19 protein-coding genes and 1 pseudogene are annotated in these 24,960 nt (G+C 66.4%); 11 read left to right on the top strand and 9 right to left on the bottom strand.

Annotated features, from left to right (window positions below):
- Positions 1-22 precede the first annotated feature (22 nt).
- The 4 genes and pseudogenes from AC1DF3_RS30180 to AC1DF3_RS30165 form a co-directional block, all read left to right on the top strand.
- Complete coding sequence (locus tag AC1DF3_RS30180; RefSeq protein ID WP_478141841.1) at positions 23-1,438, top strand: aminotransferase family protein; 1,416 nt, start codon at positions 23-25, stop codon at positions 1,436-1,438.
- 77 nt (positions 1,439-1,515) lie between these two features.
- Positions 1,516-2,493, top strand: coding sequence for a Bug family tripartite tricarboxylate transporter substrate binding protein (locus AC1DF3_RS30175; RefSeq protein ID WP_286538363.1), 978 nt, complete (start codon positions 1,516-1,518; stop codon positions 2,491-2,493).
- Complete coding sequence (locus AC1DF3_RS30170) at positions 2,490-4,757, top strand: N,N-dimethylformamidase beta subunit family domain-containing protein (protein ID WP_478141840.1); 2,268 nt, start codon at positions 2,490-2,492, stop codon at positions 4,755-4,757. Before AC1DF3_RS30175 ends, AC1DF3_RS30170 begins: the two co-directional genes overlap by 4 nt.
- A gap of 198 nt (positions 4,758-4,955) precedes the next feature.
- Positions 4,956-6,163, top strand: a pseudogene (locus AC1DF3_RS30165) (AMP-binding protein); the annotation flags it as partial.
- A 44-nt stretch (positions 6,164-6,207) separates the two neighbouring features.
- Here the strand turns inward: AC1DF3_RS30165 and AC1DF3_RS30160 are convergent.
- The 6 genes from AC1DF3_RS30160 to bglX all read right to left on the bottom strand — a co-directional run bounded on the left by AC1DF3_RS30160 (position 6,208) and on the right by bglX (position 12,136).
- On the bottom strand, positions 6,208-6,678 hold the full coding sequence (locus AC1DF3_RS30160) for a hypothetical protein (RefSeq protein ID WP_478141839.1): 471 nt from the start codon (positions 6,676-6,678) through the stop codon (positions 6,208-6,210).
- A gap of 180 nt (positions 6,679-6,858) precedes the next feature.
- On the bottom strand, positions 6,859-7,494 hold the full coding sequence (locus tag AC1DF3_RS30155) for an N-acetyltransferase (RefSeq protein ID WP_478141838.1): 636 nt from the start codon (positions 7,492-7,494) through the stop codon (positions 6,859-6,861).
- Between the two features lie 2 nt (positions 7,495-7,496).
- Positions 7,497-8,276: a universal stress protein gene (locus tag AC1DF3_RS30150; protein ID WP_478141837.1), complete on the bottom strand. Its 780-nt coding sequence runs from the start codon at positions 8,274-8,276 to the stop codon at positions 7,497-7,499.
- Positions 8,273-9,232 (bottom strand): universal stress protein, encoded by a 960-nt coding sequence (locus AC1DF3_RS30145; protein WP_286538369.1) that lies wholly within the window; start codon positions 9,230-9,232, stop codon positions 8,273-8,275. The genes AC1DF3_RS30150 and AC1DF3_RS30145 overlap by 4 nt, the downstream gene beginning before the upstream one ends.
- A 122-nt stretch (positions 9,233-9,354) precedes the next feature.
- On the bottom strand, positions 9,355-9,519 hold the full coding sequence (locus AC1DF3_RS30140; RefSeq protein ID WP_286538370.1) for a GreA/GreB family elongation factor: 165 nt from the start codon (positions 9,517-9,519) through the stop codon (positions 9,355-9,357).
- 334 nt (positions 9,520-9,853) lie between these two features.
- Positions 9,854-12,136, bottom strand: coding sequence for a beta-glucosidase BglX (gene bglX, locus AC1DF3_RS30135; protein WP_478141836.1), 2,283 nt, complete (start codon positions 12,134-12,136; stop codon positions 9,854-9,856).
- 185 nt (positions 12,137-12,321) lie between these two features.
- On the opposite strand from bglX, the gene AC1DF3_RS30130 reads away from it, so the two are divergent.
- Both AC1DF3_RS30130 and AC1DF3_RS30125 read left to right on the top strand, forming a co-directional pair.
- Positions 12,322-12,657 (top strand): hypothetical protein, encoded by a 336-nt coding sequence (locus AC1DF3_RS30130; protein WP_478141835.1) that lies wholly within the window; start codon positions 12,322-12,324, stop codon positions 12,655-12,657.
- Between the two features lie 93 nt (positions 12,658-12,750).
- Positions 12,751-12,933, top strand: a complete 183-nt coding sequence (locus AC1DF3_RS30125; RefSeq protein ID WP_286538374.1) for a DUF3606 domain-containing protein — start codon at positions 12,751-12,753, stop codon at positions 12,931-12,933.
- Here the strand turns inward: AC1DF3_RS30125 and AC1DF3_RS30120 are convergent.
- Both AC1DF3_RS30120 and AC1DF3_RS30115 read right to left on the bottom strand, forming a co-directional pair.
- The gene (locus AC1DF3_RS30120; RefSeq protein ID WP_478141834.1) at positions 12,891-13,877 is read right to left on the bottom strand and encodes an aldose 1-epimerase family protein; all 987 of its coding nucleotides are present in this window, start codon (positions 13,875-13,877) and stop codon (positions 12,891-12,893) included. The genes AC1DF3_RS30125 and AC1DF3_RS30120 overlap by 43 nt on opposite strands.
- Positions 13,874-15,670 (bottom strand): glycoside hydrolase family 15 protein, encoded by a 1,797-nt coding sequence (locus tag AC1DF3_RS30115; protein ID WP_478141833.1) that lies wholly within the window; start codon positions 15,668-15,670, stop codon positions 13,874-13,876. Before AC1DF3_RS30115 ends, AC1DF3_RS30120 begins: the two co-directional genes overlap by 4 nt.
- Before the next feature lie 152 nt (positions 15,671-15,822).
- Here AC1DF3_RS30115 and AC1DF3_RS30110 point away from each other — a divergent pair, with 152 nt between their 5' ends.
- The 3 genes from AC1DF3_RS30110 to AC1DF3_RS30100 are packed head-to-tail and all read left to right on the top strand — an operon-like array spanning position 15,823 to position 19,408.
- Positions 15,823-17,370 (top strand): GMC oxidoreductase, encoded by a 1,548-nt coding sequence (locus tag AC1DF3_RS30110; protein ID WP_478141832.1) that lies wholly within the window; start codon positions 15,823-15,825, stop codon positions 17,368-17,370.
- Positions 17,367-18,644, top strand: a complete 1,278-nt coding sequence (locus AC1DF3_RS30105; protein WP_286538379.1) for an MFS transporter — start codon at positions 17,367-17,369, stop codon at positions 18,642-18,644. Before AC1DF3_RS30110 ends, AC1DF3_RS30105 begins: the two co-directional genes overlap by 4 nt.
- On the top strand, positions 18,641-19,408 hold the full coding sequence (locus AC1DF3_RS30100) for an SDR family NAD(P)-dependent oxidoreductase (protein WP_286538381.1): 768 nt from the start codon (positions 18,641-18,643) through the stop codon (positions 19,406-19,408). Before AC1DF3_RS30105 ends, AC1DF3_RS30100 begins: the two co-directional genes overlap by 4 nt.
- Positions 19,409-19,514: 106 nt before the next feature.
- Here the strand turns inward: AC1DF3_RS30100 and AC1DF3_RS30095 are convergent, their stop codons facing one another.
- Positions 19,515-20,876, bottom strand: coding sequence for a DcaP family trimeric outer membrane transporter (locus AC1DF3_RS30095; protein ID WP_478141831.1), 1,362 nt, complete (start codon positions 20,874-20,876; stop codon positions 19,515-19,517).
- A 54-nt stretch (positions 20,877-20,930) separates the two neighbouring features.
- On the opposite strand from AC1DF3_RS30095, the gene pgaA reads away from it, so the two are divergent.
- Both pgaA and pgaB read left to right on the top strand, forming a co-directional pair.
- The gene (gene pgaA / locus AC1DF3_RS30090; RefSeq protein WP_478141830.1) at positions 20,931-23,162 is read left to right on the top strand and encodes a poly-beta-1,6 N-acetyl-D-glucosamine export porin PgaA; all 2,232 of its coding nucleotides are present in this window, start codon (positions 20,931-20,933) and stop codon (positions 23,160-23,162) included.
- Positions 23,159-24,952, top strand: a complete 1,794-nt coding sequence (gene pgaB / locus AC1DF3_RS30085; protein WP_478141829.1) for a poly-beta-1,6-N-acetyl-D-glucosamine N-deacetylase PgaB — start codon at positions 23,159-23,161, stop codon at positions 24,950-24,952. The genes pgaA and pgaB overlap by 4 nt, the downstream gene beginning before the upstream one ends.
- Positions 24,953-24,960 lie beyond the last annotated feature (8 nt).

Raw genomic sequence — 24,960 nt, 5'->3', positions numbered from 1 at the left:
GGGAGCTCCGTATCGTTGCGCCATGAATACTCACGCCAGCGCCCCCGTGACCCCCGCTTCCCCGCGCCTGCTCGGCGACACTGCGCAAGGCGGCTCCGTCCTTGCCTTCTACAGCCCCAAGGGCTCGCCACGGCCGCCGCGCATCGATCGGGGCGAAGGCGTCTACCTCTGGGACGCCGACGGCAAGCGCTATCTGGATGCCACCGCCGGCGCCGTGGTCGCCAACATCGGCCATGGAAACCCGCATGTACTCGCGGCCATGAAGGAGCAGGCCGCGCGCGTGAGCTTCGCGTACCCGCGCTTCTTCGAAAGCGAACACAACATCGCGCTGGCCGACCGTGTCTGCGCGCTGGCCGGCGAGGGATTCGACCGCGCCTTCTTCATCTCGGGCGGCTCCGAGGCCAACGAGTCGGCCCTCAAGCTGGCGCGGCAGTATGCGGTGGTCAGCGGGCAGGCCAGTCGCTGGAAGGTGATTTCGCGCAACCCCAGCTACCACGGCTCGACCCTCGGCGCGCTCGCCGTGACCGGCGACGCGCACACCCAGTCGATCTACGGGCCGATGATCAAGTCGATGCCCAAGGTGTCGGCTCCGATGTCCTACCGGATCCCCGACGGCCACACCCAGGAGAGCCACGCCATGGCGTGCGCCGAGGAGCTGGCCCGGACGATCGAGCGCGAGGGGCCGGAATCCATCCTCGCTTTCATCATCGAACCCATCGGGGGCCTGTCTACCGGCGCCGTGGTGTCGTCGTCGGCCTACTTCGAGCGCGTGCGACAGATCTGCGACCGCCATGGGGTGCTGCTGATCTATGACGAGATCATGAGCGGCGCCGGCCGCACCGGAGAGTTCCTGGCCGCGCACCACTGGCGTGCCGCGCGACCCGACATGGTCACGTTGGCCAAGGGGCTGGCCGCCGGCTACACGCCGCTGGGCTGCCTGCTGGCGCCCAACCGTATCGTCGATGCTGTGGCAGGTCAGGGCGGCTTCGTGCACGGACACACCTACTTCACGAACCCGCTTTCCTGCGCCGTCGCCAATGCAGTGATGGACGAAGTCGAACGTCTCGACCTCGTGACCCGCGCCCGTGAGCGCGGCGAGAGCCTGCGCCGGCGGCTGGAGGCGCTGGCCGAGCGATCGCCGCTGGTGGGCGACGTACGCGGCCTCGGGTTGCTCAGTGCGATCGAACTGGTCGCCGACAAGGCCACGCGGCGCGCGCTGCCGCCGGCATTCAACGCGCCTTCGAAACTCACGGCGCACGGATTGCGCCACGGCATCGCCCTGTACAACCGCCGAGCCAACCTGGGCGCCTTCGGCGACTTCCAGATGATCACGCCGCCGCTGACCATCAGCGAGTCCGAGCTCGACGAGCTGGTCGAAAAGCTCGAGCGGGCGCTCACCGATCTGGCGGATGAAGTGACGCGTTCCAAGCTCGCCTGAATCGCGCGTGCGTAGCGCGTTGCTTCGACCGCCCAAGCCCTTTCTCCCCTCCTGCAAGTCTTTCGAAAGATGCCCCCATGAAGCTGCCCGTTCTGTTTCGCCTGTCACTCGCCTGCGCGAGCCTCGCCTTCGCCTGCACGGCTCCCGCGCAGGTGCCCACCTCCAAGGGCGCGCTGCGGCTGATCGTCGGCTATCCGGCCGGCGGTTCGGCCGACGTGCAGGCCCGCACGCTGGCCGACAAGCTGGCTGCGGAACTGGGCGTGCCGGTGGTGGTGGAGAACCGCACCGGCGCGGGTGGCCAGATCGCTGCCGACTACGTGCGCGCCGCGCCAGCGGACGGTCTCACCGTGCTGCTCGCCAACATGCACATGATGGTGATGTTGCCGCTGACCTCGAAGTCGGTGCACTACGACCCGGTGAAGGACTTCCAGGCTGTCGGTCGCATCGCCACCTTCTACGAAGGCCTCGCCGTGCCCGCCGCCCTGCCGGTGCGCGATGTCCGCGAATGGCTCGCATTGGCCAACAACGACAAGTCGAAAGCGACCTACGGCGTCCCGGCGGCCGGCAGCGTGGCGCAGTTCATCGGCTACCGCCTCGGCAGCGACGCCAAGGTGGAGCTGACCTCAGTGCCTTATCGTGGCGCAGCCCCCCTGGTCCAGGACCTCCTGGGCAACCAGGTGGCCGCCGGCATCACCCCGATCGCCGATCTCGTGCAATACCAGCAGGCAGGCAAGCTCAAGGTGATCGCGGTGAACGGGGCCAAGCGCGCCGCGCTGCTGCCGGATGTGCCGACGCTCAAGGAGCTGGGTCAACCGCATTTCGACAATCTCGAATGGACGGGTCTGTTCGCGCCCGCCGGCACACCGCGCGCGACGATCGCGCAACTCCATGCTGCGCTCGGCAAGGCCCTGGTCCTTCCGGAGGTGCAGCAACGCCTGGCCAAGCTCAGCAGCGATGCGAATCCGAGCACGCCCGATGAGCTGACGAACCTCATCGCGGATGACCTCAAGCGCTGGGGGCCGGTGGTCAAGGCGTCGGGCTTCACCGCAGAATGAGCCGATCGATCCCGCCGCACCGCCCGCTGGTCGTGCCGGGCGTGCATGGCTACACCCGCTCGAAGACCGTGCACGCCGGCGAGCCGATCGACATCCACATCAGCAGCGACCGGCCCTACCACCTGTCGGTGTGCCGCCTGGGCCCGGACCCGGACAGTCGACGCGAAGACACCGTGGTGGCGGACCTCGGGGCGTCGCCCGCCCGCGTCCAGCCCATCCATCCCGGCTCCTACATCCATGTCGAAAGGGGCCTGCCGGCGGCGCTGCCGCTGTCGGGACTGACGCTGGAATGCTGGGTCATGCCCTGGCGATCCACGGGCGAGCGACAGGCCTTGATCACGCAATACGATGCGCCCGGGCATTGCGGCTTCGGTCTGTTCATCGAGGCCGACGGCGCGCTGGCGCTGTACCTGGGCGATGGCGGCCTGCAAAGCGAGAACGGCCTGCACGTGGCGCAGGGGCTGGCCACCAGGAGATGGCAGCATGTCGTTGCGACCTGGGATGGTCGGTCGGCGGCCTTGTGGATCGATGGTGCGTGCGCCGGACATTGGCCACGCAGCGGCCCGGTCTGCCCCGGCGCCGCGCCACTGCGCCTGGGGGCGGCCGGACACGCCCACGGCGTCGAAGCTCTGGCGGATGTGGATCTGGCCCTGCCGGTGATCTACGAACGCGCGCTGTCGGGCGATGAAATCGCCGCTCGGGCCGCCCAGCGTGCGCTGCGGCTGCCGGTCGATCCGGCCGTGCGCGCCTGCTGGCCCTTGCGCGAAGGGCGCGGCGACGCCGTCGTCGACGCCAGTGGCCACCAGCGCGCGGGTCGCATCGTCAACCATGGGACCTGGATGGTGCGAGGGCCGGCCTTCGATGACGCGGCGGACGAAGCCCAGGACGCGTTCGATCCTCATGGGCAACGACAGGGCTTGCGCCTCGCCGGCGACGATCTCTACGACTGCCGCTGGACAGCCACGCAGAGCCTGACATTGCCGTCCGACGCGCGTCCCGGTCTGCATGTCGCGCGCCTGCGATTCGATTGGGAAGGACAAGAGGCCGTCTACGACATCACGTTCCTGGTCAAGCGCCCCGCAGGCGCTCGACCTGCGCCGCTGCTGGTGCTTTGCGCCATGAGCAGCTGGCTGGCCTACGCCGCCACGCCCTTCGCGCGCAACCAGGTGGAAGACCCCGTGTGGCCGCGCCGTTCGACCGGCCTGCCCAACAGCCATCCGCAGGCGCCCGCATTCTGCAGCTACACCTACCATCAGGCCGGCCAGCCGAGCTACTTCACCGGGCTGCGCATGCCATGGCCCAACGCGAGCCCGGCGGCGCTCTACGATCCGGTCGGCAGCGGCTTCTCGCAATGGACGCGCCTGGAGCGCCGACTGCATGCATGGCTCGAACGCGAGGGCTACGAATTCGATCTGCTGGCCGATCTCGACGTGCATGCCGACCCCGACCTGCTGGCGGCCTACCGCACGGTTGTCGTCAATGGCCACAGCGAATACTGGTCCACGCCGGTGGTCGATGGCTTCGATGCCCTGCTGCGGCGTGGCGGCCAGGCCCTGGTTCTCTCGGGCAACACGATGTACCTGCGGGTCAGTTTCGATGACGACATGGGCGTCATGGAGCAGCGCAAGAACGACGCGCGCGGCGCCGATCCCGCGGAGGCCGGATCGCGGCCGCCGGCCGGCCCTTTCGGCGAGGAGTTCCACAGCCAGGACTGGGCGCGCGGCGGCCAGTTGCGCGCCGTGGGCCGCTCGGCCGCCAGCATCATCGGCCTGGAGACCGCGGGATGGGGCTTCGCCGACGCGGAGGATTTCGGCGTCTACCACGTGGCCGAGCCCGAGCATCCACTGTTCAACCATCCGCACCGCCTGGGGCTCGAACGCGGGCAGACCTTCGGCCATGCACCCGGCGGCGGACTGCCCCGCGCCATCGGGCACGAATGGGACCTGAGCGCTGCGACACTGACGCGGATGACCCTCGACACGCCGCCTGGTGTCACGCTGCCCGAGCCGCCGACCGGCCTGAGCGTCGTTGCGCAGGGCATCCGCCGTGTCCCGGGCGCCTTGGACACCTACCTCGACTGGCATTCGCGCGTCACGGACTCGCTCGAAGGTCTGTCGGCGGAGATGATCTACTGGGAACGGCCCCAGGGCGGTCGTGTGTTCCATGCCGGTGCGGTCGGTGCTGCATGGGTCGTGGGTCGAGATCCTGTGTTCGACGGTCTGTTGCGCAACGTCCTGCATCACTTCGGATGCGATCCCCTGTAAGGTTCCATTCTTGAGTTCCGTTCAGTCCCACCCGATGCAACCCCATTCCCTTCCTGATGGCCACGGCGAGCTGCTGTGGTCGCCCTCTCCCGAGCAAGTCAGCGCCAGTCGCCTGCATCACTACCAGCAGTGGCTGGCTCGACGTCGCGGCGTGCAAGCCTCGGGCTACCAGGACCTGTGGCGCTGGTCGGTCGACCCGGAGATCGGGTCGCAGGCTGTTTGCCCAACAGACCCGAGACGGTCGTGGCCTTCCTCGCCTGCGCCAGCATCGGTGCGATCTGGTCCGGATGTGCCCCGGACATGGGCCCCTCGGTGGTGCTGGATCGCCTGAGGCAGATCGAACCCTGCCTGCTGCTGGCATCCGACAGCGATAGCTATAACGGCAAGCTGCACGACCGTTCGCAGCAGGTCGATGCGTTGCTTGCGCAGCTGCCCACGGTACGGCGCGTGGTCCACGTGCCCGGCCCCCTGGCCACCGAGCGCGCCGTCGGTTGGCGCGATCGCATCGAGTGGGCCGAGGCGATTGCCGAATCGGCGCCGCCGCACTACGAGCGTTTGCCTTTCGACCATCCCCTGTGGATCGTGTATTCGTCAGGCACCACCGGGCTGCCAAAGGCCATGGTCCACAGCCATGGCGGCATCGTCCTCACGCACCTGAAGACGATGGCGCTGCAGCACGACCTGCGCGCCGGCGATCGCCTCCTGTTCCTGGGCAGCACCGGCTGGATCGTCTGGAACCTCCAGGTGGGTGCGCTCCTGACGGGCGCAAGCATCGTCCTCTACGACGGCAACCCCGGCTGGGGGCCGGGCAATCGGTGGTGGGCGAGGTCGGCGAGCTCGTCATCACGCGGCCCATGCCCTCGATGCCGGTGTTCTTCTGGAACGACCCTGGCGGCAAGCGCTACCTCGAGAGCTATTTCGACCAGTTCCCGGGCGCATGGCGCCACGGCGACTGGATCCGCTTCACGCTGCGTGGCAGTTCCGTCATCTACGGTCGCTCCGACAGCACGATCAACCGTTTCGGGATCCGCATGGGAACGGCCGAGATCTATCGCGTGGTGGAGGCTCTGCCGGAAGTGCGCGACAGCCTGGTGGTGGACCTCGAATACCTGGGGCGTCCCTCCTTCATGCCGCTGTTCGTGGTGCTGCAGCCCGGCGTGGTGCTGGACGATGCGCTGAGGCAGCGCATCTGCATGGAAATCCGCACCAAGGCCTCGGCCCGCCATGTTCCGGACGAGGTGTCGCAGGTCGAAGACATCCCCCGCACGCTGAGCGGAAAGAAGATGGAAGTGCCGGTGCGCATGTTGCTGCTGGGGTCGGCGGCGGAAAAGGTCGCGAGTCCCGATGCCATGTCGAATCCTGAGAGTCTCCGATTCTTCGTTGAATATGGGGCGCGACGCTGCTGAACGAGTTGCGGCGTCACGCCCGCCCGGTCATCGCTCGATCCGCATCATTGAGGGCTGACGGAGTAGCGCACCACCACGCCGGTCGGATCGAAGTAGACGTAGAACAGATACGGCAGGTAGTTCTGCTGTATGTGCCAGCTCCAGATGGTGCCGTCGAAGGAATCCACACGCGTCACTTGAAAGGGCTTTCCGTAGGTGCGCAGGATGTCCGCCTCGCGCCATTTGCCGATCTGGATCGGGTTGTTGACCAACGGCGCGGCGAGTTCGTTGCGCACGGTCACCACTTGCCCGGCCGCGTTCAGATCGACGTTGTTGACCTCGTATCCGTATGGCTCGGTTGAATATTGCAAGCGCTCGCCGCCATCGGGCAGTGGGTAGGTGGCGCTCGGCTTGCCCAACTGCTGCAGGGCCTGGGCGCGCGAAGAGCCGATGGCCAGGCGGGACGGATCGCTGGCGCAAGCGGCCAGCAGCAGGGCCAGGACCGGCGGCAACAAGTGCAGGTGGAAGGCTTTCATGGGCGTCTCCAGGTCGAAGCTCGGACAGCCCACATCGTAGCCGGCCCCGGCGCAGCCTGCACCCCACGTCGTAGGCGCAGGTGCGTACCCACCGGCTGCCCTCCGTCACGCAGCACCGCCTTTTGCTCGCCCGCGGTCGTGTGGATGTGCCCGTGGGTCGGCGCGCCTTCCGAAACCCACTCAACGTGGAGAATTCCGCATTCCGACCGCCGCGCAGAACTCGGGGAGAGTGCACTTCGCCGGAAGGAGGAACATCCGGGTTTCCAGTCGCTCCAGATCGCCGGGACTCATGTCGACGCCCAGATAGGTGAGCTTCTTGTTGCGAAGTTCTGCGAAGCCCGACTCGTAGCGCCGCGCCAGATTGCGCCACAGGGCGTGCGCGCCCGCCGACTGACGCGCCCCTGTCATCAGGCAGATTCCGGAGGCGAGTGCCCAGTCGTAGACGGCCGTCGCGATTCCTTGCCGTTGGTATTGGGGCAGATAGCGTGAATGAGGAGAGCGAAGATGCCGATCCGCCCGACGGTCGACTTCGACCAATCTGTTGAAGACCGTGCAGCCGGCCAGACATCGCCGCAGCGTGTCTTCGACGTACGCATAGCGCTCGCCGTCGACCTCCCGGACGTGCACCTTGAGATGGGGATCTCGAAGGCCGAAGCTTGGCAGGTCGTGAAGTTGGTCGCCTGGCGTTTGAATGCGCTCGTAAACGTGGGTGAGCGGATCGCCGCGGTTGGTCGCGGACGGATCGACATCGACCCGAAGTTCAAGCGGGCGATGAAAGGGGATGCGGAAATGGGGGAAAGGCAGGGCAAGGATCATGGCTACTGCTCCGGCTTGGCCAACAGGTGCGGGGTGGCTATCGTCGGCATTCCAGGGGTGGGGTCGATACGCAGATCGTGAGGTACCAGGAGAACGTCGCAACTCGACCACCGCAGCACCCTGTGTGCCACGCTCCCGAAGAGAAATTCCGAGAATCCGGAACTTCTGGACTGTCCGACCACGATGAGGTCGGCGTTGGAATGCTGTTGTTGAATCACCGCCTGGCGCGCCACATCGTTGGGGCTGCCCCTGTTGCGCGTGGCAGTCGACGAATCGCCCACATGAAACGGCTCGACCAGCGCGTCGCTGTCGAGGCTTCGAGCCAGTTTCAGCAGCTTCTTGGAGCAAGCCGTGGAGTCGATCGCCACCAGAATTCGGCGATAGCGATGAAACACCTCCAACCGAGCCAGCAGCACGGGGCAAGGCACGAGTTGCTGCAGGCGCTCGATCGGCTTGCCGCGAAAGAAGAATCCGGTGGGTTCCTTCCGATGCTCGCCGACAACCAGCATGTCTGCCCATCGGGCTTCCTCGGCGACTCCTTCCAGGTCACCGCGCGTGTCGGCAACGGTCTTGACCAGAACCTTGAAGCGAGTGTGAACCTCCGTAGCGATTCGCTTCACGTCCTGCTCGACATCCGGGTCGATGGAGCCACGGAAATCCGAGGGCGCATACATGATCTTCAGCAGGGCGCGCCGCGGCGCAGCGAGCATCGCGGCGCGAATCACCGCGCGATTGCCTTGCTGCGAGAGATCGGTGACGGCGAGAATGGAATGAAAGCTCATGGTCCACCGAACACTGCGGCCGGATTGGGAAGGCGCGGTGGATTTGGCGCGCCGGCCCTGACCCGGCGCACCTCGGCCCCTGCCGTTGAGATCCGCTCCACGGCGCGAGCGCCGGATGCCGGCTCGTAGTCGTGAGGTACCACGAGCACGTCGGTGTCCGAGTAGCTGACGATTCGGTTCGCGGTGCTCTCGAAGAAGAGGTCGCTCAGTCGCGAGGAGGGTCGCCTGCCGACGACGATGAGCTCTGCGCCGCTGTTCTGTTGTTGCACGACCGTCTGTCGGGCAGCGTCACCGTGGCCGACGGCGGACAGCACGCGATTGCGCCTCGAGTCGTACGAGTCCGTCAGCCAGAACATCCTGTCCTGGGCGTAGCGCCGGCACTCGCTGCGGTAGGCCTTGATGGCACGATCCGAGACCTCGGCGTACCGAAGCTTCCCTTCGTTGGCTGTGCTGACCGCATGGAAGAGCTCGACCTGGGCCGACGGGCTGAGAGCAAAGCCAAGGTCGACAAGCCCTCGTGACGCCTGCGTGAAGTCGACCGCCACGATCAGACTGCGGTAGTCGTGCGTGGCCGCGCGCCGCACGACGAGAACGGGGCGCTTCGCGGTTCGAAGCAGTTCCTCGACCGGCTGGCCCGTGAAGAACGTTCGCAGACTTCGAACGGCGGCGGTGCCCCAGACGACCAGGTCAGCGCTGGCCACTTGAGGCAAGAGGTCCCGGACGGTGAAGGCAAGTCGGCTCACTGCGCGCACCGGGACGCCATGTCGCTGGCTGAGTTGCAAAGCGTGGTGCGCCAGTCTGGTGGACGCGTCTTCGGGCGGAGCCTCCCCAGGGTAGGCCAGGTAGACGAGATTGAGCGTCGCGCCGTGCTCCGCGCTGAGAAGGGCTGCGCGAGCGAGCGCATCGTTTCCGAATGGGGAAAAATCGGTTACTGCCAGGACGGAGTGAGGGGTCATGGAAAATCCTTTCGAAATGGCTAGCGCCAAGCTTCCTGCGCGCGACATCGCGACTTCGGGAATACGTGTTGCTGCGGGCGGCTCATTCGAGAGCCGTGAGGGTCGACCTGGCGGTCGCCGGTCTACCGGGAGTAGTCGCCCGAGGCCTCGGGCTGGTACTGGATGGATGCGATCTCGGAGGTGCACTCTTCGCCGGAGGGCGTGTGCCACCGGGCGAGGTCACCTGTCTTCAAGCGAGCGAAATCCAGGTCGGTGAGCGTGCGCTCGCCGTGAACAACTGCATGCATGGCTGCATTCCATCGAAATGCGAACGCCGTCTTCGAGGTGGCATCCGCGACCGCGCGAAGCTTTTGCCCGGCGGTGGATGGTTGCGCTGAAAGGGGAGAGAGCGGACCGCCGGGCTTAGGAATGTGCTGGCGTCAGCTGACGACGAGCCCTCTTTGCAGCCGCACGTGCACAGGTGGCTGCGAGAAGCAGCGCAGCCAAGGCAACGTGGGCGCAAATCAGGGTGGTGGTCATGAGGGGAGTGTAGGCAGTCCAACCTATTCTGCAATCGTAGGGGTCAATGCCCTCACGGTCCTTGCCAGATTGCACGGCTCGACTCTCACTGGGAGCCCCGCGTCAGGGCAGCAGTTCGAAACTCTCCTGCAGTACATCGCGTGAGTCGAGTCCCACCTGCACGTTGAAAGTTCCGGGTTCCGCGACGCGCTTGAGTTGCTGGTTGTAGAAGCTCAGCATCGTCTCGCCGATCGGGAAGCGCACCACCTGCGTCTCGCCCGGTTGCAGCAGCAGCTTGCGGAAGCCCTTGAGCTCCTTGACCGGACGCACGACCGAAGCGACCACGTCCTGAATATAGAGCTGCACCACCGCGTCGCCGGCGCGGTCGCCGCTGTTCTTCACCCTGACGCTGGCCTCGAGCGTGCGGCCCTTTCGCAGCTTGCGCGACGACAGAACCAGGTTCGACAGTGTGAATTCGGTGTAGCTCAGCCCATAACCGAAGGGGTAGAGCGCGCCCTGCGGTTCGTCGAAATACTGCGAGGTGTAGTTGCCGGGCTTGCCTGGCGTGAAAGGCCGGCCGAGGCGTGGGAAGTTGTAGTACGTCGGGATTTGCCCCACCGAGCGAGGCAGCGAGATCGGCAGTTTGCCCGATGGATTGGCGTCGCCAAAGAGCACATCGGCGATGGCATTGCCGCCTTCTGTGCCGGCGAACCAGGTCTCCAGCATGGCGTCGGCATTGGCTTTCTCCCAGCCGAGCGTCAGTGGGCGGCCGTTCATCAACACCAGCACCAATGGCTTGCCCGTTGCCTTGAGCGCCTTCAACAGTGCCTGCTGACTCTCTGGCAGATCGAGGCGCGTGCGGCTCGACGACTCATGCGACATGCCGCGCGACTCGCCCACGGCAGCCACGACCACGTCGGCCTGCTTCGCCGCCGCCACGGCCTCGTCGATCATCTCCTGCGGCATGCGGCCATCCTGAACGATTTCCTGCGCCTCTCCGTTCGGATAGTTCATGTAGTCGACAATCGATCTGTCTTCGGTGACGTTCGCGCCGCGTGCGAAGAGGAGCCTCGCCTTGTCGCCAATCGCTGCCGCCATGCCTTGACGCAAGGTCACTGCCAAGGCCGGCACGCCCTGGGCCGACCACGCGCCAAGGATGTCGACCTGCGAGTCGGCGAGGGGTCCGACCAGCGCGATCGTTCCGGTCTTGCGCAACGGCAGCGTGCGGTTGCGGTTTTCAAGCAGCACCATCGACTTGCGGGCCACGTCACGTGCCGGCGCGCGATGCAGGCGGCTGTCGGCCTTGAGTTCTGCCGGGTCGTCCTCGGCCTTGCCGATCCGCAGGAACGGATTGCGGAAAAGGCCCATGTCGTACTTGGCGCCCAGCACCTCACGCACTGCGTTGTCGATCTCGGCTTCGCTGACCTGGCCCGACTTCACCAGACCGGGCAGTTCCTTGATGTAGAGCTCGTCGGCCATGCTCATGTCGACGCCGGCCTTGATTGCGAGCTTGGCGGCTTCGGCCTCGTCACGCGCCACCCCATGGTGCAGGAGTTCGGCGATGGCACCGTGGTCGCTGACCGTCACTCCTTTGAAGCCCCAGTCCTTCCGCAGCAGGTCCTGCAGCAGCCAGGTGTTCGCGGCCGCCGGCACGCCGTTGACGGCGTTCAGCGCGAGCATCACACCGCCCGAACCCGCGTCGATGGCCGCGCGGTAGGGTGGCAGGTAATCGTTGTACATGCGCATCGGGCTCATGTCGACGATGTTGTAGTCGCGCCCGCCTTCGACGGCACCGTAGAGCGCGAAGTGCTTGACCGACGCCATGAGACTGTCAGGCTTGGCGGCCGAATCGTTCTGGAAGCCTTTGACCATCGCACGCGCCATCTGCGACACGAGGTACGGGTCTTCGCCGAAACCTTCCGAGGTGCGACCCCACCGGGGGTCGCGGGCGATGTCGACGGTCGGCGCGAACGTGAAATCGATGCCGTCGGCGCTGGCCTCCTGCGCTGCGACGCGTGCGCTCAGCCGGACCGCTTCCAGGTCCCAGCTCGACGCGAGGCCCAGGCCGATCGGGAAGGTGGTGCGGTGGCCATGGACCACGTCGTAGGCAAACAGCAACGGGATCTTCATCCGGCTCCGTTGTGTGGCCGCTTCCTGAAGTGGACGCTGCTCTGGGCGGCTGACGACGCCGAAAGAGCCACCGACCCGGCCGGCGGCCACTTCCTCGGCAAGCTTCGGCGCCGGCATCAATGGGCCGAAGCTGATGAGGCGAAGCTGGCCGATCTTTTCGTCGAGTGTCATCTGGCGCAGCACATCGGCGATGAACGCACCCTTGCTGCCCAGCAGGGCGGGGTTGGGCTGGGCCCACGCCGTCGACGTGGCCAAGCCGGCGAGCAGGCCCAGCATCCAAGGCGTTTTCATCAATGCGGCTTTCGGTGGACTCAAGGCGGAATCCGAGACTAATGCATCGATGCCCCAGGGCGGGTGGCCAATTCAATTGTCAGATTCGCTCAGCGGGCCTGGCGCCGGTCAACCGCGGGGCAATCGGCGCGTTGCAGAATATCGGGTCCCTCATCTCATCACGGACAACAATGAAAAAGTACTCATATTTCGTCGCGGCTGCAGGCGCCTTGCTCGGCCTGACCAGCGTCGCGCACGCGGTCAACATCGACATCAATGTGGGCACGCCAGCGCCGGTCTACGTCGCACCGCCGCCTGTGTACGTTGCCCCGCGACCGGTGTACGTGCCTCCGCCTGCACAGGTGGTGGTCGTGCCCGGCTGGTATGGCGAGCGGTACTACGATGGGCGTCGCTATTGGAGCCGACACGAGTGGGAGGCCCGCGAGCACTACGACCGAGACCGTCATCACCACGAAGGCAAGCGCTACCATTGCCCACCGGGCCACGCCAAGAAGGGCGAGTGCTGACCAGACTGCATGCGACTGGATGCCTGTACGCCGCCTTGCAGATCGATTCGCTTGAGTCTATAAAGGTTCGGCCACATTGCCTGAGGAGGCTGTATGCCTGATGACCTGAGAGATTTCCAGCCACTGGATCCAGGTCGGATCCTTGAGGAAGATTCCCTGGAGTTGAAGTACTGGTGCAAGGAGCTTCGATGCACCGAGGCGAAACTGCGGGATGCCATTTCCAAGGTCGGCAATCACGTTGCCGCCGTTCGCGAACATCTCGCTTCGGGGGAGTGATCGCCAAATTCGGCCCCATCCGGCACCACCCCCCAGCGGCCCTCGACGTGTTGCCCGGGCTCCAACTTCAAGAGGCCGATCCCTGAACGAAGAGCATTCGGCGGGCATGTCATCGGCTCGATCGCAATGGCGCGTCGTCGACGCGACACATTCTCGATGGTGTCGCCCGTGTACACCATGAGGTATCGGAACAACGAATCGGCCCAGACGCTGACACGTCGGCCTTTGTCGGACCTCGCCACGGATGCGCGCGCGAGGCCGTCGGCCCCTCGCACGAGGTCCGTGTAGCCAGTATCCAGCCGCATCGAGCCGATCGACCTCGGCTCGGTGAAATCCCGGTCCGATCCGGCGACCGGCTCGTCTCCGACCGGAAGCCCGCGGTCGTCCATCACCAGGCATCGGTTCGCCGGGACCCGCAGCACCGCGTCATCGATGGCGGCGCCCACCGTCAGGTAGGGATGGAAACCGATCCCGAAGGGCGCGGGGACGCTCGAGGCATTTCGCGCCCGGAAGGAGACCGTCAGGCCTGTCGCATCGAGCCGGTACCGGACTTCCAGGTCGAGCCGCCACGGATACCCCGGCTGTGGATGGAGGGCGCAGGTCAACGCAACTTCATCGGCCGACTTCGATGCGCTCTTCCACGGGAGCCATCGCACCAGCCCATGGATCGCGTTCTGCAACTCGGGCTCGTCGAGCGCCGCTTGGCAGGCCCGACCTTCGAACCGGTACTGCCCGCGGTCGAGGCGGTTCGGCCAGGGAGCCAGCACCTGACCGCGGCCGCTGGGCGACCACTCCTCCACCCCGAATCCATCGATGATGTCCGCGTCTTCCACCGAGTAGTGGCGCAGCGTCGCGCCCACTTCGGTCACGATGGCGCGCTGCGAGCCGTGACGGATCTCGTATTGCGCGCCCGAGAGGGGCGAAACCGCGTTGACCGAGCTCATCGATCCCGTGCGGGGGATCCCCGCGCATCGGCGGCTTCCGAAAGGGCCATGGCGCTGGCGATGAACGTCAGGTGAGTGAACGCCTGAGGGAAGTTGCCGATCAGTCGCTGGTGCGCCTGGTCGTATTCCTCGGCGAAGAGTCCGAGATCGTTTCGGAGCGAAAGCAGCCGGTCGAAAAGCGCCTGGGCCTCCTCGAGTCTCCCGAGCATGGCCAAATCGTTGACGAGCCAGAAGCTGCAGGCGAGGAACGCGCCTTCGCCCGGGGGCAATCCGTCGGCCGCGTCCTTGTCCGGGATGTACCGCATCACGAACCCGTCGTGCACAAGCTCACGCTGGATCGCCTCGACCGTGCCGGCCACGCGTGGATCGGTCGCCGGCAGAAATCCAACCTGGGGGATCAGCAGCAACGCCGCATCGAGCTGCGTGGATCCGTAGTACTGGGTGAACGTGTTCCTCTCGGCGTCGAAGCCATTGCGGCACACCTCCTCGTGGATGTCGTCCCGCATCCGCAGCAGTTCGTCCATCGCGCCCTTGTAGCCCGACTCTTGCAACATCTTCACGACGCGATCGGCAGCGACCCAGGCCATCACCTTGGAGTGGACGAACTGACGTCGGGGCCCCCGAACCTCCCAAATGCCATCGTCGGGTTCGCGCCAATGGCGCTCAAGCCACAGAACGAAGCTTTGGGTGGGATCCAGCGCTGCGGCGACGGCAGTCATGCCGAGCCGCCGCGCGCGATAGATCGCATCGGCCAACTCGCCATAGACGTCAAGCTGCAGTTGCCCCGAGGCAGCGTTTCCGACCCGCACAGGGGCGGACCCCTCGTAGCCCGCCAGCCAGCCGAGTTCGTACTCGTCGAGGCGGCGCTCTCCTGCGATCCCGTACATGATCTGCAGGTCTTCGGGGTCGCCCGCAACGGCGCGGATCACCCAGTCGCGCCAATGCGTCGCTTCCTCGACATAGCCTGCAGACATGAGCGCGTCCAGCGCGAGCGCTGCGTCTCGGATCCAACAGTACCGGTAGTCCCAGTTGCGCACGCCGCCAAGGAACTCCGGCAGGGACGTGGTGGGCGCGGCCACCAGCCCGCCAGTGGGCGCGTAGGTGAGCGCCTTGAGCGTGATGAGGGAGCGTTCGACCTCGTCCTTCCACGCACCCTTGTACGTCGAACGACCCGACCAGGCGCGCCACCAAGCCTCGGTCTCGGCCACGGCATCGAGCGCATCGATGGGCGGCGGCGCCTCTTCCCATGAAAGGTACCCTGTAAGGACGAAGCAAACGCGCTCGCCCGCATTCACCGAGAAGTCGGCTTCAAGACAACGGTCCTGCGACGTGATCGGTACGTCGGCCCGCAACTCCACCGCCTCGGGTCCCGCGCCGGCACTCACCGCCTGATCCTTGGCGAGGATCCACGGGGCGGTCTTTCCGTAATCGAACCGCGGCTTGAGCCGAACGGACATCGGTACGGTGCCGCGCACGCCCTCGACGATCCGCACGATCCGTGGGTTCGATGCGCGCAAGGCCATGCAGTCGATGAGCCGAACCACGCCGTCGGCCGTCTCGAACTCGGTTTGGAGAACGAGCGTCGAAGGCCGATACCGTCGCGTCGTGGCGACGACGTCCCCGGTCGGAGCGATGCGCCATCGACCGTTCTCCTCGGTGCCGAGCAGGTTCGCGAAACATGCGGGAGAGTCGAAACGCGGCAGGCACAACCAGTCGATCGACCCATCGATCCCGATCAATGCTGCAGTGTGCATGTCGCCGATGAGTCCGTAGTCCTCGATTCGAAGAGCCATTCGACCTCCCGTGATCCCTGATTTTGAAGGCGACTGCCCTCGCCTGTGCTGCGTTGACATGGCCCCGTTACCAACGTAACGATTTCCGACAATATCGGCCGCGAAAGAGGTGCCCACTCGTGCAGTCAAGGCCTTACCCACGGGGGAACCTCATGCGCAGCGATGATCACTACGATTTCATCATCATCGGCAGCGGGGCCGGCGGCGGCACGCTCGCCCTCAAGCTGGCCCCTTCCGGCAAGCGAATTCTCATCCTCGAACGCGGCGACTATCTGCCGCGCGAAAAGCAGAACTGGGATCCGACCGAAGTCTTCGTGAAGAACCGCTACGTGTCGAAGGACACCTGGTATGACTCGGACGGCAAGCCGTTCCAGCCGGGCGTCCATTACTTCGTCGGCGGCGCGACCAAGATGTTCGGCGCTGCGATGTTTCGCCTGCGCGAGAGGGATTTCACGGCGCATCGCACTGCCGACGGCTCGACGCCCGACTGGCCGATCCGGTACGACGATCTCGAACCGTACTACACGCAGGCAGAAGCGCTCTACCACGTCCATGGTCAGCGCGGCGATGATCCGACCGATCCACCGGCCAGCGCACCCTACGCATTTCCCCCCGTGAGCCACGAGCCGCGTGTGCAGGAGATCGCCGATGGCTTGAAGCGTGCAGGTTATCGGCCGGCGTACGCGCCGACCGGCATCCTGCTGGACGAGGCGGACCGTCCGCACAGCCACTGCATACGCTGCAATTCCTGCGACGGCTACCCCTGCCTCGTCCACGCGAAGGCGGACGCTGAAGTCATCGCCGTGCGGCCCGCGTTGCAGTACCCGAACGTGACGCTGAAGAGAGACGCTCATGTCCAGCGCCTCGAAACGGACGCCAGCGGACGCACGGTCACCAAGGTGATCGTGCATCGCGACGGGCAGCGCGAGGAATACACCGGAAGCCTCGTCGTCGTGTCGTGCGGGGCAGCCAATTCCGCACGGCTGTTGCTCATGTCGGCGAATCAAAAACATCCGCGCGGGCTGGCGAACGGTTCGGACATGGTGGGTCGCCACTTCATGTTTCACAACGCGGTCGCGCTGGTCGCTCTTTCCCGGCACGAGAACCCGACCGAGTTCCAGAAGACGCTCACGATCAACGATTTCTATTTCGGTGCGACGGACTGCGAATTTCCGCTCGGCAATATCCAGATGCTCGGCAAGTCCCAGGGACCGATGTTCAAGGAAGACGCGCCGCGCTTTGCGCCCGGCTTCACATTGGATCAGATGGCCCGGCACGCGGTTGATTTCTGGCTCACGAGCGAAGACTTGCCGCTTCCGCAAAATCGCGTCTCCGTGAATTCTGGAGGTGAGATCCAACTCCACTACGAGTTCACGAACGTGGAGCCGATCAATCGCCTGCAAAGGAAATTGCAGTCGATGCTCGAGCACATGGACATGCATCCTCACCTCATCCCGAACAACCTCTACATGGGAAAGCACATTCCCATCGCCGGCGTCGCTCACCAGGCCGGCACCTGCCGGTTCGGCATCGACCCGGCGACTTCCGTCCTCGACGTCAACTGCAAGGCGCACGAGCTCGACAACCTGTACGTCGTGGACACGAGCTTTTTCCCAAGCATCGGGGCGGTGAATCCGTCGTTGACCGCCATCGCGAATGCCTTGCGCGTCGGCGAGCATCTGCTGCACCGCATCCAATGACAAATTACCCGCTCGCACGGCGCAAGGAAGTCGCGGCCGTGTACGGTGCCGGCTTGATTCAGGGCGTGGCGCTGGTCACGTTTCCGGCGGCGGGCGTCGTCTTCACCAGCGCCGCGGGCTACGGTTTGTCGAGAACGGAATACGGCGGCATGTTCGTGCCCCAGGCGCTGACAGCCATCGGATCCTCCCTGCTGGGCGCCGGCTTGGCACGACGCCTCGGCGCCAAGCGCATCTTCTTGATCGGACTCGTTGCGAATCTGGCGTCGATGGCGCTGCTCGTTCTGAGCCGATTCGCGATGAGCGAGCACGCGCTTGCCTACGTGGTCCTGCTCGTCGCCACCGGCTGCCTCGGCGTCGGTTTCGGTTTCACGGTGCCGACGCTCAACACCTTCGCCGCCGCCTTCTTTCCTCAGAAGGTGGACAAGGCCGTGTTGGCGCTGAACGCCCTGCTGGGGTCAGGCACTGCGCTGGCGCCGATTCTTGTCGCGGTGTTCGTCGGTCTGGGCTTCTGGTGGGGACTTCCGGTGCTGGCTGGCGCGCTGATCCTGGGGTTGCTCCTGTTCAGTGCGCGCTTGCCGCTCAGTCCGGATGCGCAGGCGGACGGCGCCGGCGTCGTGGGCGGGCGGACGAAGCTTCCTTCTCGGTTCTGGGTGTTCGCCGGATTCGCGCTCTTGTACGGTGTCTGCGAAACGATGAACGGCAACTGGGCTTCGCTCTACATGACGAAGGAACTGGGCGCAAGTGCGACGCAGTCCTCGCTTGCCCTGACCGTGTTCTGGGGCATGGTGACGGCAGGGCGCGTCCTCTTTGCCCTCGTCGAGAAATGGTTGCCCGAGCGCGCCGTCTTCCAGGTCCTGCCGTTGCTCGTGGCCGCTGGCTTTGTCGTCCTTGCCTTCCTGCAGCCGAGCCAGCCGCTCCTCGGCATCCCGGCCTTTGCGCTCGCAGGCTTCGGTTGCTCGGCCTTGCTGCCGCTGGTCATCAGCTTCGGTCAGGCGGAACTCAAGGCCATCGCCGCATCGATGGCCGGTGGGTTGATTGCGTCCTACCAGATCGGCTACGGAATCGCGGCCTTTGGCGTCGGTCCTCTGGAGTCACGGTCGGGATTGAGTCTGGGCACGATCTATGGAGCGACCACCGGGGTCGCGCTGGCGCTCGTCGTGCTTGCCGCGCTCATCGCCCGCCGCCCAGCGCCACGGGTCACGGAAGCAGTGCGCGCGCCGATTCAAATTCCGACCCAGACCTCAACCATCACTCATCCAGGAGATCAACCATGAACCTGAAGGACAAAGTCGCCATCGTCACGGGCGGCAACAGCGGCATCGGTCTCGCCATCGTGCTGGAGCTCGCCAAGCAAGGCGCCAACGTTGTCATCGACTACGTCGTGCATCCAGAAGCAACGGAAGCGACGGAGAGGCAAGTCCTCGCCTTGGGAGACCAGGCGATCGGAGTGCAAGCCGACGTGAGCAAGGTAGCCGACCTGCAAAGGCTGATCGCCACTGCCGTCAAGAGGTTCCGCCGGGTCGACGTCATGGTCAACAACGCAGGGGTCGAGACTCGCACCTCCGTGCTCGACACGAGCGAGGCGGACTACGACAAGGTGCTCGCCATCAATCTCAAGAGCGCGTTCTTCGGCACCCAGTTCGCCGCGCAGCAGATGATCAAGCAGGGGGGCGGCGGGCGCATCATCAACGTCAGTTCCGTGCACGAGGACTGGCCGATGCCGGGCAACGCCGCCTACTGCCTTTCGAAGGGCGGCATTCGCATGCTCACCCGCACGGCGGGCGTCGAGCTGGCGCCGCACAACATCCTCGTCGTCGGCGTCGGCCCTGGCGCCGTGGCCACGCCGATCAACCTGTCGACCATGAACGATCCGGTACTGCTGAAGAAGCTGAACTCGGCCATTCCGTTGGGCCGCATGGCTCGTTCGGAGGAAATCGCGAGCGTCGTGGCGTTCCTCGCGAGCGACGGTGCGAGCTACCTGACGGCCACCACGATTTTCGTGGACGGCGGGATCATGCAAAGCAGTCCTGGACTGTGAGCGCGGGTGGTCGGCCGTTTGACTCAGAAGCCACACGTCCGGACCTCGCGGAAAACTCGGCGCCAGCACGGTGTCGACGGGTCGCACTGGCGGGGGTCAGGCGGCGTCAGAACGTGACCTTGGTCGAGAACTGCAGCCGGTAGTCGTCTGCCGACAGTCCGAACTTGTTCTCGAGGCGCCCCCAGATGAATTCGCCGCCCAGCAGGATGCTTCGAGAGGCGGCATACAGCAGGTTGACCGACGAATAGCTGCCCTTGTGGAAGGCGGTGGCAAGCTGTCCGGCGGTATTGTTCTGCCGATGCTCGCTGTAGCCGATGGCGCTGCTCCACTTCTCGCTCCAGGCGTGGTTGTAGTAGACGAGCCATCCCAGAGACCCCACCGTTTCGGCCTGCAGGTTCGCGCCCGGGGCCAGGTCCACGCCGCCGTCGTTCATGTAGCTCGCGATGGCTTGCCCGCCGACGACCTGCGCGCTCAGCTGGTCCTTGCCGAACACGCTGTACGTGCCGCTGAGATTGAGCCCGTACCCGGTCTTCGAGCCGGACGGCTCGCTGTTGAAGCTGATCGTGTTCTGGAAGCCGACCTGTCGCACGATGGCGGCGGCCCGGACATGGCCCCAGTCGCCGTCCATCCGCAGGCTCGCGACGACGTCCGGGGCGCGGTTCCAGCCGGTGATGCCGGCGCCCAGCGCCGGGTCCACCCGTGTGATCCGACCGGTATCGATCGCCGAATTGGGCGCCTCGAGCGAGAAGGCCGCGGTCAATCCATCCTTGCTGTAGGGCGTCAGACGCAGCTGAGGATTGCGCACGAAGACCATGCCGCTCGGTCCCCAGTAGTCGATGATGTTCGGGAACACGTCGATGTCCATGAAGTTCGAGTAGGTCTGGCCGGCGCCATACATGCCGAGTTCGGCCCATGCGTTCAGCCAGTGGACCTGGGTACCGCCGTTGGTCGCGAAGAGGTCGAAGCTCAGGTCGGTCTTGACCAGGCCGAGGCTCGTCGGGATGAAGGACTTGAACCCGAGACTCGATTGCCGCACGCTGAAGACCGTCGTGCCATCCTTGCCGCATCCTGGCGATCCCGGGCAGACGATCGGAATCTGCGATGGCCGCAGGGTCGCCTGCCAGTCGGGGTTCATGCGCTTGAAGTCGTAGATCGTGTCGATCATGGCCTGGCCGTAGAACTCGACCCTTGCCTTGTCCGGGTCCGGGACGCCGTCCTCGGCCCTCGTGCCCACCGAGACGACGGGTGCCCAAGCGGCGGCAGCGGGCACGGCCAAGGCGGCCGCTGCCGGGGCGGTCGCCTTTTGCTGCTCGAGGGCCGTCATGCGCGCCTGCAGGTCCTGGATCGTCTTCATGGCCTGCTGCAACTCGGCTTTCAGTTCGTCGTACGACGCCTGGTCGGCCGCGCAGGCCCCGGGAGCGGCGTGAACGGCCCCGACGACCGCAAGCTTCCAAAGCGATTTCCTCATGACACCCCCTCTGTGGTGGTCCTGGCTTTACAGCGCATCAGAGAGGCGCCGCGCATGAAGGTCCCCAGGAAATGGCGTGCCTCGTGTTTGACGGATCTGGTTGCTGCGTTTAGGCTGAAACAAGCAGGCCCCGGCCGCATTCAGGAGTGCCGAATTCTCCGACATTCTTCCACCTTGGGCATTCGCTCCACCGCCCTGGCCGGGGTGGTGGCATGCGGCATCGCAGCGGGACAGGGCGTGACTGCGCCTGGTGCAACTCAGGCCCCGCGGTCACCGTTCAGGCCCGACGCGCAGGCCGATGCAGCGGTGGCAGCGCAGTTGCTGCTGGAGCGTGGTCGCGCTTTTTTGCGCACAGGCGATCGCTATGCCGCCCTTGGCGCGATCGCGCAGGCCCGGCGCCTGCAGCCAGACAACGCCGAAGTCACCCAGGCCCTGGCTGATGTGCTGATGGAGTTGGGCGCCCCGAGCGCCGCCGCCCACGCGCTGGGCGCCCGTGCCGACCCGGGTGTGCGCAGCCGCGTCGCCGGCCAGCGCCTGCGCTGGGCGATCGACATCCCTCCGCGGGAGCCCGATCCCCGACGGCGTTTCGACGCCGTGGACCCGGCGCTGGCCCGTCTCGACGCGTTGCTGGTCGAGGCGCGTGCCGCCGCGCCGCCGGACCCGGGTCTGGTCACGCGTCTGCAACGCGACCGTGCGGTGGCCCTGCGTTATCGCGAGCGCTGGCAGGACGCCGTGGACCAGGTGGAGGCGCTGCGTGCGGCGGGAGATGCCCTTCCGGCCTATGTCCTCGAAGCCGAGGCGGACGCGCTGCTCGCCCTGCGCCGCCCCGCGGATGCGCGCCGCGTCTACGATGAAGCCCTGCAGCGCCTGACGCCTTCGGAGCGCGCCGACGACGAGGGTCCATGGCGTTCGATGATGATGGGCCGTGCCTATGCAGAGACGGAGGCCGAGGATTTCGACGCCGCCTTCGCCACGGTCGACGCCCTGGTGGCCGCTGCGGGACCGCCCTGGCGCCGAGCCGGCGAACAGCAGACGCCGCGCGAAAACGAAGCCTGGCTCGAAGCGCAGGCCTTCGATGCTGCGGTGCACAGCTATGCAGACATGCCGGCCGCCGCGTGGCAGCGCATCGCGCCGCTGGAGCGTGGCGCCCCGGCTCTCCCCTGGCTGCGTGCGCAGGCGGCCGATATCGCTGCGCAGCAGGGCTGGCCGCGCCGGGCCGAAGACGGCATCGATGCCGCCGCCGCGCTGGCGCCGGAGGATTTCGGCATTCGCGTGCAGCAGGTGGACTCGGACACGCGACGCCATCGCTTGCTGCGCGCCGACGAGCGCCTGGCGCCGCTGCTGGAAGAAGGCGCGGACGTTCCGCGCGTGCAGCAGGCGCGGCGGGAACTCGACGCCGCCATGGGCCCCAGCGTGCGCTTCGCGCTGGGTGGCAGGCATACCGACAACCAGGCGCTGCAAGGGCCCGGCAATGGCGGTGAAGCCAGTCTCCAGGTCGAGTCCTCGACCTTCGCGGGCACTTGGCGGCTTATCGGCCTGGCCGACAGCAGCAGCGACTCCATCGAGGAAGGCCGCGCCGAACGCCATCGTTTCGGCGGCGGTGTGCAGGCCCTCTGGCCCGACTGGAAGGTCAACGCGCTGGCATGGTCCCAGACAGGCTCCCTGAACACCTCGGGCGGCTCGCTCGCCGCCCAGTGGCAGCCCACCGATCACTGGACGTTCCTGGCGGATGCCGCGAAGCATTCGCCGGACACCCCGCTGCGGGCGGATTTTCATGGCATCACGGCCGATGCGGCCAGCGGCGGCGTGCGCTATGCCTGGACCGAATCGACCGAGGCGGGCCTGAAAGCGCAGTACATGGACTTCAGCGACGGCAACAGGCGGGAGCAGGTGACGATCGACGGCACCCTCACCTTGCTCGATCGGCCGCACCTCGACATCATGGTCAAGCCGCGCGTCGAATGGCAGCACAACAGCCTGGCCGTCACGCCGTATTTCAATCCCAGGGAGTCATGGCTGCCTTCGGTCGAGGCGCAGGTGCAGCATGTCCTGGGGCGTGTCTACGAGCGCGTGCTGCTGCAGCGGCTGCGACTGACGATCGGCATGTTCGACCAGCGCGACTTCGGCGGCTACGCCGTGGGCGGCGCCGCCTACGAGCAGACCTGGCGCCATGATCCCTGGACCGAACTGACCTGGGGCATCGAATGGGCGAGCAACGTCTACAACGGCCAGCGCGAGCGCACGCTGAACGGCTACCTCAAGCTCGAGCACAGGTTCGGAAGATGAACACTAGCCCGCCCGCCAACAAGGCGATTCGCACGCTGGCGATCTCGCTGCTGCTCCTGTGGCTGGCCGCCCGGCCCGCGTTCGCGCAGCTGCCTTCGCCCGCATCCGGACCGGCCGCGACCTTCGCGACGGTGAGCCTTCATGACGTGGTGGACGCTCCCGGCGACCTGGACGACGACGCGGTCACCGCGGATCGCCTGGTGAGCTTTTTCGACTGGCTGCGCGGCAACGACTGGACGGCGATCTCGCTCGACGACATCGCACGCGCGGGCCGCGGGGAGAAGGTGCTGCCCGCCAAGGCCGTGCTGATCACCTTCGACGACGGCTACCGCAGCCTGTACACCCGCGTCTACCCGCTGGCGCTCGCCTATGGCTTCCCGATCGTCGCGGCCCTGGTGGGCGAATGGATGGAACCACCTGCAGGCTCGATGGTTCGCTATGGAGATCAAGCGGTGCCGCGCGAACGCTTCATCAGCTGGGATCAGGCGCGCGAGATGCAGCGTTCGGGCCTGGTCGAGTTCGCGCTGCACAGCCAGTCGCTTCACGACGAAGTCGTCGGCAACCCGCAGGGCAACACCATGCCGGCGGCGGTGACGCGCCGCTACTCTCCCGGCACGGGCTACCAGAGCGAAGCCGATTTTGCGGCGGGCGTCCGCGCCGACCTGGCGGCCGGGCGGGCAAGCCTGCAGCGCGAACTGGGTCGCGCGCCGCGCGCGCTGGTGTGGCCCTACGGCCGCTACGACAGCATCGGCACGCAGGCGGCCCGCGACCTGGGCTTCTCGTTCGCGCTGGTGCTCGACCAGGGACCCTCTCGCCCGGAGCGGCCCTTCAGGCTGGCCCGGTTGCTGCACAGGCACAACCCGCCGCTGCCGGACCTGGTGCAAAGCCTGCGTCCCGATCCGAACGAGCGGCGCCTGGATCGCCTGGTCTGCCTCGACCCGGCGGCCCTGTGGACCGACAACGCGGAGGCCAGCAACGAACGCCTGGGCCTGGCGATCGAGCGCGTGCGGGCGCTGGGGGTGACCGGCCTGGTGGTCGACGCGGTTCGCCGCGATGCACAGGGGCGGATCACCGCCGCCTGGTTTCCTACCCGGGAGCTGCCCTTGGCGGGCGACTGGCTGTCGCGCATCGCCTGGCAGATGAACACGCGGGCCGGCGTGAAGGTCTATGCCCGCCTGCCGCATCGCGAGGCACTCGCGGCGTTGGGCGACGACGCGCGCGTGCAGCGCCTCTATGGGGACCTGGGTGCCAAGGTGCCGCTGGACGGCTGGCTGCTCGAGGACACGCAGGCGCTGGCGATGCACTTCGACGGTCCGCCGCCGCTCTTCGCGCACCGTCCGGGCATCCCGATGACCTGGTCATCCTGGGTCATACGCGAGCGGCGACAGTCGGTGCTCGCCGACCTGGGTCGCGCGGACGGCATCGACGCGGCGGGATGGCGGGCCTTCGCGGCCCTGGACGCCGCGCGACCCGGACTGGAACTGGTGTGGGTCGCGCCACGGCATCCCGTCGCAGCGCCGCACCCGCTGGCAGACATCACCCTCGTGCCCCGAGGCGTCGACGACCCGGTCGCCGACGACCGCCTCTCGCCTGTCGATCCAACGCTCCTGAGATGGTTCACCGGCGTGTCGCCGCCCGACGCCCGGGTACTGGCCCGCAAGGCCGTCGACTTCCAGCGCCACGGCGGCGTTTCGCTGGGCTGGTGCCCGGATGACCCCATTGCGGATCGGCCCGAGGCGGCCATCGCGGCGCCCGCGGTGTCGGGGTCGATCTTTCCGGTGCGACGTTGAAGGAAGGC

Source organism: Variovorax sp. 10N432, from assembly GCF_056394465.1.
The sequence above is the reverse complement of the archived record's forward strand: the minus strand, read 5'-3'. Positions and strand labels throughout refer to the sequence as shown.

Bases quoted from the DNA above. Each gene is read 5' to 3' on its own strand.
- AC1DF3_RS30180 (WP_478141841.1), top strand. From the start codon at position 23: ATGAATACTCACGCCAGCGCCCCCGTGACCCCCGCTTCCCCGCGCCTG.
- AC1DF3_RS30175 (WP_286538363.1), top strand. From the start codon at position 1,516: ATGAAGCTGCCCGTTCTGTTTCGCCTGTCACTCGCCTGCGCGAGCCTC.
- AC1DF3_RS30170 (WP_478141840.1), top strand. From the start codon at position 2,490: ATGAGCCGATCGATCCCGCCGCACCGCCCGCTGGTCGTGCCGGGCGTG.
- AC1DF3_RS30160 (WP_478141839.1), bottom strand. From the start codon at position 6,678: ATGAAAGCCTTCCACCTGCACTTGTTGCCGCCGGTCCTGGCCCTGCTG.
- AC1DF3_RS30155 (WP_478141838.1), bottom strand. From the start codon at position 7,494: ATGATCCTTGCCCTGCCTTTCCCCCATTTCCGCATCCCCTTTCATCGC.
- AC1DF3_RS30150 (WP_478141837.1), bottom strand. From the start codon at position 8,276: ATGAGCTTTCATTCCATTCTCGCCGTCACCGATCTCTCGCAGCAAGGC.
- AC1DF3_RS30145 (WP_286538369.1), bottom strand. From the start codon at position 9,232: ATGACCCCTCACTCCGTCCTGGCAGTAACCGATTTTTCCCCATTCGGA.
- AC1DF3_RS30140 (WP_286538370.1), bottom strand. From the start codon at position 9,519: ATGCATGCAGTTGTTCACGGCGAGCGCACGCTCACCGACCTGGATTTC.
- bglX (WP_478141836.1), bottom strand. From the start codon at position 12,136: ATGCTGGGCCTGCTCGCCGGCTTGGCCACGTCGACGGCGTGGGCCCAG.
- AC1DF3_RS30130 (WP_478141835.1), top strand. From the start codon at position 12,322: ATGAAAAAGTACTCATATTTCGTCGCGGCTGCAGGCGCCTTGCTCGGC.
- AC1DF3_RS30125 (WP_286538374.1), top strand. From the start codon at position 12,751: ATGCCTGATGACCTGAGAGATTTCCAGCCACTGGATCCAGGTCGGATC.
- AC1DF3_RS30120 (WP_478141834.1), bottom strand. From the start codon at position 13,877: ATGAGCTCGGTCAACGCGGTTTCGCCCCTCTCGGGCGCGCAATACGAG.
- AC1DF3_RS30115 (WP_478141833.1), bottom strand. From the start codon at position 15,670: ATGGCTCTTCGAATCGAGGACTACGGACTCATCGGCGACATGCACACT.
- AC1DF3_RS30110 (WP_478141832.1), top strand. From the start codon at position 15,823: ATGCGCAGCGATGATCACTACGATTTCATCATCATCGGCAGCGGGGCC.
- AC1DF3_RS30105 (WP_286538379.1), top strand. From the start codon at position 17,367: ATGACAAATTACCCGCTCGCACGGCGCAAGGAAGTCGCGGCCGTGTAC.
- AC1DF3_RS30100 (WP_286538381.1), top strand. From the start codon at position 18,641: ATGAACCTGAAGGACAAAGTCGCCATCGTCACGGGCGGCAACAGCGGC.
- AC1DF3_RS30095 (WP_478141831.1), bottom strand. From the start codon at position 20,876: ATGAGGAAATCGCTTTGGAAGCTTGCGGTCGTCGGGGCCGTTCACGCC.
- pgaA (WP_478141830.1), top strand. From the start codon at position 20,931: ATGAAGGTCCCCAGGAAATGGCGTGCCTCGTGTTTGACGGATCTGGTT.
- pgaB (WP_478141829.1), top strand. From the start codon at position 23,159: ATGAACACTAGCCCGCCCGCCAACAAGGCGATTCGCACGCTGGCGATC.